Origin of the sequence: Pedobacter miscanthi (assembly GCF_003315595.1) — a bacterium.
GTDB lineage: Bacteria > Bacteroidota > Bacteroidia > Sphingobacteriales > Sphingobacteriaceae > Pedobacter > Pedobacter miscanthi.
This window is the reverse complement of the sequence record NZ_QNQU01000012.1, coordinates 67,301-79,679: the sequence shown is the minus strand read 5'-3', so window position 1 is coordinate 79,679 and position 12,379 is coordinate 67,301. Positions and strand designations below refer to the sequence as shown.

Sequence of the window (12,379 nt, the reverse complement as noted above, 5' to 3'; positions counted from 1 at the left end):
AGGTGCTTGAAGTATGGCAGCCGCTCAACTCCAAACACCTAACTCCCAACTCAAAACTAGCCTTTTTCTTCCCAGATACAGGCAATATTGATAATTGTTTGCACAGATTTTTCCATATCCTGTACACTTACCCATTCCTGTTTGCTATGAAAAGCATGTTCACCTGCAAAAATATTCGGACAAGGCAGCCCCATGTACGAAAGCCTCGATCCATCAGTTCCACCACGGATACTCTGCTGTTTCGGTGCTACACCAGCTCGTTCAATCGCTTCAATTCCATATTGTACAATTTTTGGATGTTTGTCCAGCACCTGCTTCATATTGCGGTATTGTGCTTTAATTTCCAAAGTGTAACTCGATTTTGGATATTCTGCCAATACCTGTTTTACAGTTTCCTCTAAAAAACGGCCATGTTCAGCCAGTTTTTCGTCGGTAAAATCCCTGATGATAAATTGTGCCTCTGCTTCCTCAACCTGTCCGTGCATACTTACCGGATGGATAAAACCTTCTTTTTGATGTGTGGCTTCAGGCGTTAACGTATCTTTTGGTAAGGTATTTAAAATTTCAGCTAGGATTTTAATGGCGCTTTCCATTTTTCCCTTTGCAAAACCCGGATGTGTACTTACGCCATAAATTTTAAGTACAGCGCCATCGGCTGAAAAAGTTTCATCTTCTATCGATCCCAACGTTTCACCATCTATCGTATAGCCAAAATCGGCGCCTAGTTTTTTCAGGTCAACCTTGTCTACCCCTCTCCCTATTTCTTCATCAGGCGTAAAAAGCACTTTTATTGTTCCATGTTTTACCTCCGGATTTTTCATGAAGAAACTAGCAGCTTCCATAATTTCGGCTAAACCGGCTTTATTATCGGCGCCTAATAAAGTGGTTCCACTGGCGGTAATAATATCATTTCCGATCTGATGTTTCAGGTCTTTATGATCGGCTATTCTGATCACTATTTTTGGATCATCAGGCAGGATCAGGTCCTGGCCTTGATATTTGTCATGAATAATCGGTTTTACATTTTCGCCACTGCTATCGGGTGAAGTATCCATGTGTGAGCAGAAAAAAATCACCGGGATTTGCTTATCTGTATTTGAAGGGATGGTGCCATACACATAGCCGTTATCATCCATTTCCGCATCAGAAATACCGATTTCCAATAATTCAAGAACTAACTCACGTCCTAAATTCTTTTGTTTTAGGGTCGACGGGCAGGTAGGTGAATTTGGATCGGATTGCGTATCAATCTTTGCATATTTTATAAAACGCTCTTCTAAAGATTTGTTAAAGTTGCTGTAAGTGCTCATAATTCAAAGGTAAAAGTTATAGATATTCGATAAACATATTATTTTTGTAAAAAAACGATATGATTTTTAATTTGCCGAGAGCTACATATATCACAATTCTGCTTGTTTTTATCGGAAGTTTTTCTTTTGCCCAGTCAAACTATTTCAAAATGTCGTACGGTTTTGGCGGAGGGATTAACAAATCTTACACAGACGTTTATAAAGGCAGTTATGGCTATACGGCTTATGGTGTGTTCGATTATCATATTACCCCATTTGTAACATTCGGTTTAGAAGGTCAGTATGGAATGGTTCAGGGAGGCGATATTGCAACCGATCCGCACAACCGCCAGTTTGTAAATCAATATATGGCTATTTCTGCCAATGCAAAACTGATGCTTGGCGAACTGGTTAATTATGATAAAAGTGAATTTTTGTACAACATGCGTGGTTTGTATGTTGGGATGGGCGTTGGTGCCATTAAAAATAAAATAACCGATATTGTAAGGTATAAACCGAGCTGGGCAGCTTACGACCCTGGTTATGGCCCTTTTCCGGGAGAAGATAAAAGTATTAACTTACTGGTGCCGTTAAATTTTGGCTTCAACTATTTCATTTACGATGGCTATGGCTACATGAGGTATGTCATTAACATCAATGCACAATCGAATTTTACTTTTGGCGAAGGCTTGGATGGTTATAACGACTCGAGCACCAAATTCAAAAACTACTCGCCTGATGTTTACAATACCTATACCATCGGCTTTAAGTACATGTTCGGCACGATTAAATCTTATCGCAAAACACTTTAATAAAAACGTTTCATTTCTTAGCTTTAACGCATGAGAAAATTCTTTGTGCTTTGTTTGCTTTCAATGAGGCTAAAAGCTGCCGCACAAAAAACGCCCTTTGAGTTAAGTGGCAAAACAGAAACCACAACTTACACTGCTGCAATAGCTTATTACGAAAACCTGGCCAAAACATATCCTGAGGCTAAATTACTGACTTACGGAAATACCGATTTTGGAAAACCATTACACCTGCTGGTTTTATCACAGGATAAAGTTTTTGATCCGGTACTGATCAGAAAAAGCAACAAAAGAATCCTGTTAATCAATAACGGGATCCACCCGGGGGAACCTGAGGGGGTAGATGCATCCATGATGCTTGCCCGCGACCTTTTAAAGGCAGGTAAATTACCGAAAGATGTAGTGATTTGCATTATCCCGCTTTATAACATCGACGGGAGTTTTAACCGTACGGGTACATCGAGGGCCAACCAGAACGGCCCTGTTGCTTATGGCTTTAGGGGAAACAGCAAAAACCTCGATCTGAACCGTGATTTTATTAAAACCGATTCGAAAAACTCGGCTGCCTTTCAATTGATTTTTAATACCTGGCAGCCCGAAATCTTTGTAGATACCCACACCAGTAACGGTGCCGATTACCAATATGTGATGACGCTTATTCCAACACAAAAGGATAAGCTAAACCCCATACTTTCTGCTTATTTAACCAAAACTTTGGTTCCTGACCTGTATAGCGGAATGGAGAAATTGGGTTATCCGATGATCCCTTATGTAAATTCGATCGGCGAAACACCGGAAACGGGAATAACCGGTTTTATCGAATCGCCTCGTTACTCAACAGGTTATACCACTTTGCACAATACCATTGGTTTTATGCCCGAAACACACATGTTAAAATCGTATGATCTGCGTGTGGATGCCACTTATAAACTGCTCGAAAATTATATCCGCATTGTAGAACGGGATGCCAAAATGATCGGGGAGAATAAACGCAAAGCTGATGAAGCTGTTGCCTTGCAAAAAGAGTTTTCATTGGAGTGGAAATTGAATAAAACCGAGGTAAACGATTTAACTTTTAAAGGTTTCGAAGCCGGACAAAAACCAAGTACTGTAAGCGGCGCCGATCGTTTATACTACGACCGCACAAAACCTTATACCAAAACCATTAAGGAATGGAATAAATTTGAACCGGCAGTTTCCGTGCAGAAACCCGTTGCCTACATTATTCCGAAAGCCTGGGACCGTGTAATTGCACTGCTTAAATTGAATAATGTTAAACTAAGGGAATTAAAAACCGACCAGAAAATTGCGGTAGACAGTTATTACATCAGCGATTTTAAAACAGGTACCAGGCCTTACGAAGGGCATTACCTGCATTCGGCCGTAAAACTGAATACCCTGCAGCAAAATCTGCAGTATTATGCGGGCGATTACGTGGTTTATGTAAACCAGCCGGTTAACCGTTATATTATAGAAACCTTAGAACCCCAGGCCACTGATTCGTATTTTAACTGGAATTTTTTCGATTCTATCCTGGATATGAAAGAACATTACTCGGCTTATGTTTTTGAGGATACCGCTACAGAACTGCTTAAAAATAATGCAGATTTAAAAAGTAAACTCGAGGCCAAAAAATCTGCTGATCCCGAATTTGCAAAGAATGGCGCCGCACAACTTGATTTTGTGTATAAAAATTCTGATTATTACGAAAAAACACACAACAGATATCCGGTTGCACGTTTGGTTACAGATGTAAAACTCGATTTAAAATAACCCTAATGGAATACTTCAATATTGCACCAGTTGCATCGTTAATATTCGTTTTTACGATCATTACCAGTCTTTATGCTTTCTACGATCATTCGATTTACGGAAAGTTTATGCTGCACCCATACACCGTGTCAAAAGGAAGAAACCTTTATACCATTTTAACGAGTGGCTTAATCCATGCCGATTGGATGCACCTTTTTTTTAACATGTTTACCTTTTATGCCTTTGCATTTCAACTCGAAAGCATGATGGGAAGCTGGCGTTTTGGATTAATGTACTTTGTTGCCCTGATTTTAAGTGATATTCCTACAATTTTCAGGCATAAAGACACATTTAACTACAATAGTTTGGGAGCATCAGGAGCAATAAGTGCTGTAGTATTCAGCTACATATTATACAGCCCGTTAACAGGCCTATACCTGATGTTTATTCCCATTCCGATACCTGCCATCATTTTTGGGGTGTTGTACTTATTTTATTGCGCTTATGCATCGCGTAATGCAAGAGACCATATCAATCACGATGCCCACTTATTTGGCGCATTAACAGGACTTATTTTTACAATTATTTTTGTTCCCGGAATTTTGGAAAATTTCTTTACCGTTATCAGAACAAAACTGGGGATTTAGTTGCTCTAGGTTTAGTCATCCCGACTACCATTATGTCGTCATCTCGACCGGAGCGCGGCGGAGCGGAAAGATCTATCTCGAGATAGATCTCTCCGCTCTACTCAAAATCACGGTAATCTGTACCTTTTTCTTAATCTGCGCTTTTTGCGTAATCAGCGGGAAATAAAACACGATTGCATTCCACATTTCCCCGCAGATCTAAAAAGATAAAAAAGCAGATTAAACAAGTTTTGGAATGCTAAGCACGCAGTTTAAGAAATAGATCTCTCCGCTGCGGTCGAGATGACGGAAGTGTCACTAAGAAAATCTATGCATCCGTTTTAAAAAACCTTAAATACTAAGAACCTATCCCGCCGTAGGCAAATACGGTTTCTCGAAGAAACTCATCGGTTCATCAGGGTTTTTAATAATCTCGAATACTACATAACCCCAGGGTTTCCAGAAATTTTCAAGTACCTGTGCATATATCTTGTTTTGCCAGACATCAAAAAGTGGTTTGGTCATGTTGCCACGCAAAGGCATGGCTTCGATATAGGTAGTACCTTCAACCGGCATAAAGGTATATTCGGGCAGGCGGTTAAAAAGATAGGCTGAATAATAAAAACGGGCACATAATTCTTCAAACTGTTCGGCTGTTAAAGCTTTGCCTTTTACTTCGTTGATAATGTCCTGATGATAGCGTTTATTGGTACCATTATCCTGCAAACAGGCAATAATCCCAAAATCTTTTATTTTTAACGAGAAAGTAAGCGTATTAATTTCGTCGCGGAAACTAAATGGCGTTTCTCCATCCTGCAGTTTCACAACGGTGATAGACCACGGCGAGAAATCTTCGAACTCCAGACTGGTGTAGAGGTTTTGCATCATGAAATTCAGGTTGGCGAACTTCATCATCAACGATTGCGACATATTTAAACCATCAGCAGTCATTTCTTTGCGCAGGGCCGAATGCATTTCGATGTACACAAAACCATATAAAAACTTGCCGATCCAGTTGAAAAGATCCAACTCGGGCAGCGCAGCAACCGCATCGTAACCTTTCGCAAAAGCCGCTTCAATTTTGGCTTCCAGCGGATTTAAAAACTGTTCATTTACCTCGCTGTTTACCGGAATAACCAGTGTATTGTACGAACGGATGCTCTCATCCAAAAACTGGATTTGCTCTTCGCCGCTTAAACCTGCCTGCGCTAACAGCCATTTAGGGAGTAAAGGTACCTGTATTACCTGCGAATTAAAGGTTTTACCACTTAAAAAGCAGGTTTTATATAAAAAATCGAAATTTTGGAAAGGATTGTATAAGCCGGTATTCATCACTGCAATATTAGCCATTATATTTTTAGGGCTTTATATCGATAATTTAATTTAACGCAGGGATTACAACCTCACCCTGTTAGCGGAAGTAATATAGCAATGTCCTCCATTTCCCTCTCCTGCAGGAGAGGGATGCACAGGTAGCGCGTTAAGCAGGGTCTTTACCCAGGGTGAGGCGGCTAATAATTATTATAAAAATACCCGATATCATCTACCAACTGTTTATAAATGGGTTTGGTAAATTCCAGAAAAAGGGCACTGGGTGGTGGTGGCAATTGCTCTTTTCTTCTTGTTATAGCCAATTGTTCTTTGCTTAAAGCCCTGTCATCGCCATTAAAGCTCGCCCAGCTATCGCGCCAAATAAATGTTCCCGGAAATTTCTGCTGGCGTACCAGCTTTCTGGTTTTCCAGTCGGTAATGCTCATATCTAATAAACCCGATGAAGAAATGTTTTTTTCAAAAATGCTAAGGGTAGCTTTTACCTTGCCATAAACCGGTTTTTTATCACGCGTTTCGCCAATTACCACACTATCGCGTTTCAGTTTTTCTACCCTTTCTTTAACATAGGTTTGACCAACTATAAAATCATCAAAATTTAAACTCAATACCTGATCAGGTACAATTTTCTGCTTGGTTGCCTGCTCTTCCCCATAAAAAAGTACAAATTTATTTCTTGAATAATTTCCGATAAACTGATCAATTTGCTGTTGAAAATAATCAGCGCTCAATTTGTACATCCCACTGTTTACAATAATCGGCTGCACTACAACCCTGGTTACCGCTGCCCAATAAGCATCGTCCATCCTGGTTTTTGCATCTTTATAATCGGGTTGAAGGTTTAACACTTTCTCAAATTCATAATAAGCTTTTTTAGCAGATAAACGGTTATTCTCCCTTAAATAACCCAAACCAGAGCCGTATCTTGCCGCTGCAGCATTATATTTACTTTCGGCAAGCTCGCTGATGTATCTGGTGGGGTTGGGCACAATGGCCAAACATGCAGGGCAGCTATTGATATTATCAGCCAACTGATTGATTTTTTGGTAATCGTACATCACCGATTCCCACCTGAACAGATCGTTACTCATTTTAGCTTCGTCGATTTTCCTAAGGTGATCTTTTAAAGCTAAATCATAAGCTGTTTTTAATACCTGCATGGCTTCGCTGTTTTTTGGCGAATTCTGTAGTCTGCTAACCGATTTTTCAACTGAAGAATCATAATCACCTTTTTGAAGGGCATTTTTCCCTGTGGTACATCCTCCAATAATTATTAAGGATAAATAAATAAAATACCGTAATCTTGAAATGTTTTTCATGGCAGGATAGTTTGCGTTAATAAACAAAGATAATTTGTGAGACGACAATTACCTCATTTATTTAGAAGACGTTTGATAATGAAGATTAGTTGCAAGCAATTTGAATTAGAATTAAAACATCCCTTTTCGATTTCGAAATTTACCCGCACCAGTACACCCTTAATGTTACTAAAGATTGAACACGAAGGCGTGGCAGGTTATGGAGAAGCCTCTATGGTGCCTTACATGGGCGAGAGTTACGAAAGTGCAAATGCTTTTCTTAAACTGGTAGACTGGGATCAAATCCGGTTTCCATTTAATTTTGCAGAAATTATCGCCTATCTCGATAGGTTAGCGCCTGGCCAACCAGCCATTAAAGCGGCTATTGATATTGCACTTAACGATATTCAGGGAAAAATTTTGAATAAACCCTGTTACGAAATTTACGGTGCCGATCCGGCAAAAATGCCCGTAACTTCTTATACTATAGGGATTGATACGCCTGAAGTAATCCGCGAAAAACTAAAAGATGCCGAAGCTTTTAAAGTGATTAAAGTAAAGCTGGGCAGGGATAACGACCGTGAAATTATCGAAACCATCCGCAGTATGACCAATGTACCACTTTATGTGGATGCAAACCAGGGCTGGGCAGATAAGATAAAAGCGATAGACCTGATTTACTGGTTGCATAACCAGGGGGTAGTTTTGATTGAGCAGCCCATGGATAAAAACAATCCTGATGGCAATGCATGGCTTACCGAGCGTAGTCCGGTTCCACTATTGGCTGATGAAGCGGTACAACGTTTAACCGACATGGATAAACTGCGTGGCGTTTATCACGGTATTAACGTAAAACTGATGAAAAGCTGTGGGATGTACGAAGGGCACCAGATGATTTTGAAAGGCCGTTCTTTTGGCATGAAAGTGCTGATTGGCTGCATGAGCGAAACCAGTTGTGCAACCCTTGCTGCCGCCGCTTTGGCGCCATTATGTAACTGGGCAGATCTGGATGGACCATGGCTTACTAAAAACAACCCTTTTACCGATCCGGCTTTCGAAAATGGAAAATACATTTTAAAAAACCTGCCAGGATTAGGACTGGAGGGGGTTACTTCGGATCTTTTTCTTTAAAAGACTTCCTGATTTCTTTTGTTAACTGATACTTGAAATAAAACAAGCAACATACCACACCAACCAGAAAAGCTGCAGGCAGGTATTTATGGTTATTATAACACCAAACCAATCCAAAAACAGACAGGATAATGGCAAGGTTATAAAAGATGTTTAAAGCGAATTTTTTGCCCACAATAGAAAAGTTGAATGAGAGAAGGATTGAATAATAGAATGACTGAGTTTCGAATGAGTGAATGGGATTAGCTTAAACTAATTCAATCATTCTCTCATTCAAAATTCAATAATTATTTTAATATACTGGCATATTTGGATCAAAAGCTTCCTGCCAGGCTAAAATTCCACCTTTTAAGTTGTAAAGGTTGTCGAATCCGTACTGTTGTTCCAATTGCATTACAGCAGCTGCGCTTCTTTTTCCGCTACGGCACTGGATAATTACCGGTTTATCTTTGGCAACTTTATCGGCCTCGATTAAAATCCCTCCTAAAGGAATATTTTCCCCGTCAAGATTGGAAACTTCATACTCGAATGTTTCGCGGACATCAATTAGTTGAAAATCTTCTTTGTTATCGATTTTCTCTTTTAGTTCTTGTACCGATATTTCTTTCATTTTATTAAATGTATTTATGCAAATATAGGAAAATCAGCTTTACACTACCCATCAAAAAAATGCCATAAAATTTTGCTTAAAACTGTAACAACTGAAACCCTTAGGCGTTTAAATATAAATAGTTACAAATGGACAAACTGAACCGTTTCTTCTGGTTTTGCTCCGGCGCGCATATCTCAACGCTGGAAAAATATCCTTCAGAACAAAATAAATATACCGGCATTGGTGCCACTATCTTTTTTACAGGCTTATTTGCCGCACTTTCGGGCGGTTATGCCATGTATTTTGTGTTTAAAGGATCAGACCTGGCTGTAATCTTCGCTATCATTTTTGGCTTTTTATGGGGCGCAGCCATCTTTAACATGGACCGCTATATTGTATCGAGCATTAATAAAAGCGCGAGCACCAATAAACAGTTATTGCAAGCCACACCGCGTATTTTACTGGCCATTATGATTGGTATGGTAATATCGCGACCCATTGAATTGAAGATTTTTGATAAAGAAATTAAAGAACGCCTGAAAGTAAGTTACCTTAACGGTCAACGCGCTAAAATTGATACGCTGAACAAAGCTTTCGAGAAAAAATACCAGGTAGAATTTGGCAGGCTGAACCAACAGAAAGCCACTAGGGATTCGCTTGAAAAAGGGATAAAAGCCGACAGACAAAAGCTTAATTTCGAAATTTTTGGTAACAAAACCACCGAAACTTCGGGTGTAATGGGCTATGGCCCCTATGCTAAACGTAAGGAAGCCGAAATTGCACAGCGGACCACAGAGCTCGATTCGCTAAAAGCTGCTATTAATAAATCAGAAAGTTTTGTAGATAAACGTAAAGAATTTGATGGCTTATTTACTGAGAAACTTTACACCAAAAAGCAGTTAGATAGCTTATCAGATATTGCTGGTTTTGCCGACCGCAACTGGGCCTTAGGTCAGTTAAAATTTAATGTAGATGGCACCAGCGACAACAATACCGCAATTGCCGTTACCTTTATTGGTCTGTTATTTATCTTTTTCGAATGTTTACCGGTGTTTGTAAAACTGATGAGTGCACGCGGACCTTACGATTATGCCATATCAGATGGTGATGAAGTTGCCATTTATCATTCAAAAAAAGATAAGGATTTCCATTTCGAAGTAGCTGATAATATCCACGAAACCCGGGTCGATTCTGAATCAACCAAAAAGAAAGAAATTATTAAAGGAAAAGCTTACCGAGATCTGGAGAAATACAACTGGGACGGAGATACTAATGGATAAGGGAAGACGGAAAATGGATGATGGAGCAGTAAAGGGCTTCATGGTATAATGGTTCATAGATTATGATTTAAAAGCAAAAGTTATTAACCACAACTGAGTTTGAATCACCTGGCTATCAGCCATGAACTAAAAGACCATCAACCCATAGGCAAGCAACTACGAAATTCTCAATCAAAATCGCTAAATTGACCCTTTATAACTTATTATATGAAGAAAGTATTCTTTTTTACCCTTGTCGGCATGGCAAGTTTGCAGCTTAAAGCGCAGAACATCGATAAAATCATTACCCGTGAGTATACCGACCGCCTGATTAAAACCCTAAGCGCAGATGAAATGCAGGGCCGTGCAACTTTTACGCCGGGCATTGATAAAGCTGCAACATTTATCGAATCAGAATTTAAGAAAATAGGTTTACAACCACTTACAGGTGAAAAAACATTCCGCCAAACCTTTAACAAATACCAGGTGGCTAACCAAAGTACCAGTGTTAAGTTAGACGGGCAGGAAATTGCACCGGAAAATTTAATGGTTACCGGCGCTACCACCGAAAATATTACACTTGATAAATCGAATGCCACAGTAGTTAAATTAGACCCCGAAAAGCCTTTTGTAGCTCAGTTCAGGGCTATGCTCAATGCAGAAAAGAGTCAGATTGTTTTGGTCGACAGTAAATTTGCAGACCTTTTTAATCGTTATAGGGATCATTTCAGCAAACCGGCAACTGTTGATGAAGAAGATATTAAAAAAACAACCAGTGCTGTACAGGTTTTTATTTTAGGTAAAGATGCCGCAACAGATTTTTCAGCAACTTTTAAAAACAAGGTTACCAAAATGCCATTATTCAATGTTGCGGGCGTTATACCGGGTAAATCTAAAGCAAAAGAAATTGTGGTTTTCTCTGGTCACTACGATCATTTGGGTTTTTTAAAACCAGTAGATGGCGATAGTATTGCCAACGGAGCCGATGATGATGCATCGGGCACAACAGCGATGATCGCCCTGGCGAAATATTATAAAGCGCAGAAAAATAACGAACGTACCTTAATTTTTGTTGCATTTACAGCAGAAGAAATCGGCGGTTTTGGTGCAAAATACTTTTCAGAAAAATTAAACCCTGATGATGTAGTAGCCATGTTCAATATCGAAATGATTGGTAAAGATTCTAAATTTGGTAAAAACACCGCCTTTATTACCGGTTACGAAAGATCGGATTTTGGCAAAATTTTACAGAAAAACTTAGCTGGAACTGAATTTACTTTCCATCCTGACCCTTATCCTGAGCAAAATTTATTTTACAGAAGCGATAATGCTACTTTGGCAGCTTTAGGCGTTCCGGCACACACGATTAGTACCGATAAAATAGATATCGATAAGTTATACCACAGTGTAAAAGATGAATACAGCTCTTTAGATGTAGAGAACATCCTTTCTACCATTAAAGCCATTGCAAAAAGTGCCGTTACCATTGTAAACGGAACAGATACCCCAACCAGGATACCGAAACTGAAGAAATAATGCATCAAACCTCGCAGGTTTTTTAAAACCTGTGAGGTTAAGGATAAAAACAGGGCGATTTAGAACAATCCTTTGTTAATTAAACCCGACAGGAGCGAACACGGAGTGTAACGAAGTAAAGCGGATGGCGGGGCTACAGCACCTATGAAATGCTGCCCTTTCATTTCCAAAACCTAAAAATACTTCATCATTAATCACATGTACATTTCTATGTATTTTGCATTTGTGGAAAATCAACCACAGGATCATCATAAATTTGAAAACCCTGATGCAAACCATTAACTTCATGCCATGGAAACTGATTTAATCCTTTCAACAGTAAATGAGATACACCAGAAAGCAAGCCAGGCTTTAGAAAATAAAGACGTAGCCGCTTATATGGCCATTTTTGATGATGCCTTGAGTTTTACTCCATTCGAAAAACCGGCAATAAATAAACGCGATTATACTGTCGATATAAAAAAATATTTCAGTGGAACCAAAGAAATCCATACCAGTTATTACAGGATAAAATCATCTGTTGGAGAAGATATTTTTACCGAAAAAATTGCCCGTAAATCGGTTCTTTTAAAACCTAGGTTACTTATTCTTTCCAAAAAACAAACCATCCAGACAGAAGAAATTTATCACTGGAAAAACATTAAGGGAGAATGGAAGGTGATTGCCCTGGAAATTGTGTTAGAAGAGAAGTACTGAAATAAGACGAGCTTTTTCATTTTTTGACCTACATCAAAGGTTAGGCTTTTTAATACCCGCAC

General features: G+C 39.3%; 12 protein-coding genes. 7 read left to right on the top strand and 5 right to left on the bottom strand.

Annotated features, from left to right (window positions below; translation table 11 throughout):
• Nucleotides 1-56: 56 nt before the first annotated feature.
• Nucleotides 57-1,310, bottom strand: a complete 1,254-nt coding sequence (gene pepT, locus DRW42_RS14980) for a peptidase T (protein WP_113949639.1) — start codon at nt 1,308-1,310, stop codon at nt 57-59.
• A gap of 59 nt (nt 1,311-1,369) precedes the next feature.
• On the opposite strand from pepT, the gene DRW42_RS14975 reads away from it, so the two are divergent.
• The 3 genes from DRW42_RS14975 to DRW42_RS14965 are packed head-to-tail and all read left to right on the top strand — an operon-like array spanning nt 1,370 to nt 4,497.
• The gene (locus DRW42_RS14975) at nt 1,370-2,101 is read left to right on the top strand and encodes a hypothetical protein (protein ID WP_113949638.1); all 732 of its coding nucleotides are present in this window, start codon (nt 1,370-1,372) and stop codon (nt 2,099-2,101) included.
• A 30-nt stretch (nt 2,102-2,131) separates the two neighbouring features.
• On the top strand, nt 2,132-3,871 hold the full coding sequence (locus tag DRW42_RS14970) for a M14 family metallopeptidase (protein ID WP_113949637.1): 1,740 nt from the start codon (nt 2,132-2,134) through the stop codon (nt 3,869-3,871).
• Nucleotides 3,872-3,876: 5 nt separating this feature from the next.
• Nucleotides 3,877-4,497, top strand: coding sequence for a rhomboid family intramembrane serine protease (locus DRW42_RS14965; protein ID WP_208643571.1), 621 nt, complete (start codon nt 3,877-3,879; stop codon nt 4,495-4,497).
• A 345-nt stretch (nt 4,498-4,842) separates the two neighbouring features.
• On the opposite strand, the gene DRW42_RS14960 is transcribed toward DRW42_RS14965, so the two are convergent.
• Together DRW42_RS14960 and DRW42_RS14955 are read right to left on the bottom strand one after the other, a co-directional pair.
• A complete protein-coding gene (locus tag DRW42_RS14960; RefSeq protein WP_113949635.1) occupies nt 4,843-5,826 on the bottom strand; it encodes a hypothetical protein in 984 nt (327 codons plus the stop codon).
• Nucleotides 5,827-5,987: 161 nt separating this feature from the next.
• The gene (locus DRW42_RS14955) at nt 5,988-7,124 is read right to left on the bottom strand and encodes a hypothetical protein (protein ID WP_113949634.1); all 1,137 of its coding nucleotides are present in this window, start codon (nt 7,122-7,124) and stop codon (nt 5,988-5,990) included.
• Nucleotides 7,125-7,202: 78 nt separating this feature from the next.
• On the opposite strand from DRW42_RS14955, the gene DRW42_RS14950 reads away from it, so the two are divergent.
• Nucleotides 7,203-8,234, top strand: a complete 1,032-nt coding sequence (locus tag DRW42_RS14950; protein ID WP_113949633.1) for a dipeptide epimerase — start codon at nt 7,203-7,205, stop codon at nt 8,232-8,234.
• On the opposite strand, the gene DRW42_RS14945 is transcribed toward DRW42_RS14950, so the two are convergent.
• Both DRW42_RS14945 and DRW42_RS14940 read right to left on the bottom strand, forming a co-directional pair.
• Nucleotides 8,212-8,409 carry a DUF6358 family protein gene (locus DRW42_RS14945; protein ID WP_113949632.1) on the bottom strand — a complete coding sequence of 66 codons (198 nt, stop codon included), beginning with the start codon at nt 8,407-8,409 and terminating at the stop codon, nt 8,212-8,214. The two genes, DRW42_RS14950 and DRW42_RS14945, sit on opposite strands and share 23 nt — an antisense overlap.
• A gap of 117 nt (nt 8,410-8,526) precedes the next feature.
• Nucleotides 8,527-8,844 (bottom strand): rhodanese-like domain-containing protein, encoded by a 318-nt coding sequence (locus DRW42_RS14940; RefSeq protein WP_113949631.1) that lies wholly within the window; start codon nt 8,842-8,844, stop codon nt 8,527-8,529.
• 128 nt (nt 8,845-8,972) lie between these two features.
• On the opposite strand from DRW42_RS14940, the gene DRW42_RS14935 reads away from it, so the two are divergent.
• From DRW42_RS14935 to DRW42_RS14925, 3 genes are all read left to right on the top strand, one after another.
• Nucleotides 8,973-10,106: a DUF4407 domain-containing protein gene (locus DRW42_RS14935; RefSeq protein ID WP_113949630.1), complete on the top strand. Its 1,134-nt coding sequence runs from the start codon at nt 8,973-8,975 to the stop codon at nt 10,104-10,106.
• A gap of 207 nt (nt 10,107-10,313) precedes the next feature.
• Nucleotides 10,314-11,621 carry a M20/M25/M40 family metallo-hydrolase gene (locus tag DRW42_RS14930; protein WP_113949629.1) on the top strand — a complete coding sequence of 436 codons (1,308 nt, stop codon included), beginning with the start codon at nt 10,314-10,316 and terminating at the stop codon, nt 11,619-11,621.
• Between the two features lie 291 nt (nt 11,622-11,912).
• Complete coding sequence (locus DRW42_RS14925; RefSeq protein ID WP_113949628.1) at nt 11,913-12,317, top strand: Cif family virulence factor; 405 nt, start codon at nt 11,913-11,915, stop codon at nt 12,315-12,317.
• The last annotated feature ends 62 nt before the right edge of the window (nt 12,318-12,379 follow it).

Bases quoted from the DNA above. Each gene is read 5' to 3' on its own strand.
- pepT (WP_113949639.1), bottom strand. From the start codon at position 1,310: ATGAGCACTTACAGCAACTTTAACAAATCTTTAGAAGAGCGTTTTATA.
- DRW42_RS14975 (WP_113949638.1), top strand. From the start codon at position 1,370: ATGATTTTTAATTTGCCGAGAGCTACATATATCACAATTCTGCTTGTT.
- DRW42_RS14970 (WP_113949637.1), top strand. From the start codon at position 2,132: ATGAGAAAATTCTTTGTGCTTTGTTTGCTTTCAATGAGGCTAAAAGCT.
- DRW42_RS14965 (WP_208643571.1), top strand. From the start codon at position 3,877: ATGGAATACTTCAATATTGCACCAGTTGCATCGTTAATATTCGTTTTT.
- DRW42_RS14960 (WP_113949635.1), bottom strand. From the start codon at position 5,826: ATGGCTAATATTGCAGTGATGAATACCGGCTTATACAATCCTTTCCAA.
- DRW42_RS14955 (WP_113949634.1), bottom strand. From the start codon at position 7,124: ATGAAAAACATTTCAAGATTACGGTATTTTATTTATTTATCCTTAATA.
- DRW42_RS14950 (WP_113949633.1), top strand. From the start codon at position 7,203: ATGAAGATTAGTTGCAAGCAATTTGAATTAGAATTAAAACATCCCTTT.
- DRW42_RS14940 (WP_113949631.1), bottom strand. From the start codon at position 8,844: ATGAAAGAAATATCGGTACAAGAACTAAAAGAGAAAATCGATAACAAA.
- DRW42_RS14935 (WP_113949630.1), top strand. From the start codon at position 8,973: ATGGACAAACTGAACCGTTTCTTCTGGTTTTGCTCCGGCGCGCATATC.
- DRW42_RS14930 (WP_113949629.1), top strand. From the start codon at position 10,314: ATGAAGAAAGTATTCTTTTTTACCCTTGTCGGCATGGCAAGTTTGCAG.
- DRW42_RS14925 (WP_113949628.1), top strand. From the start codon at position 11,913: ATGGAAACTGATTTAATCCTTTCAACAGTAAATGAGATACACCAGAAA.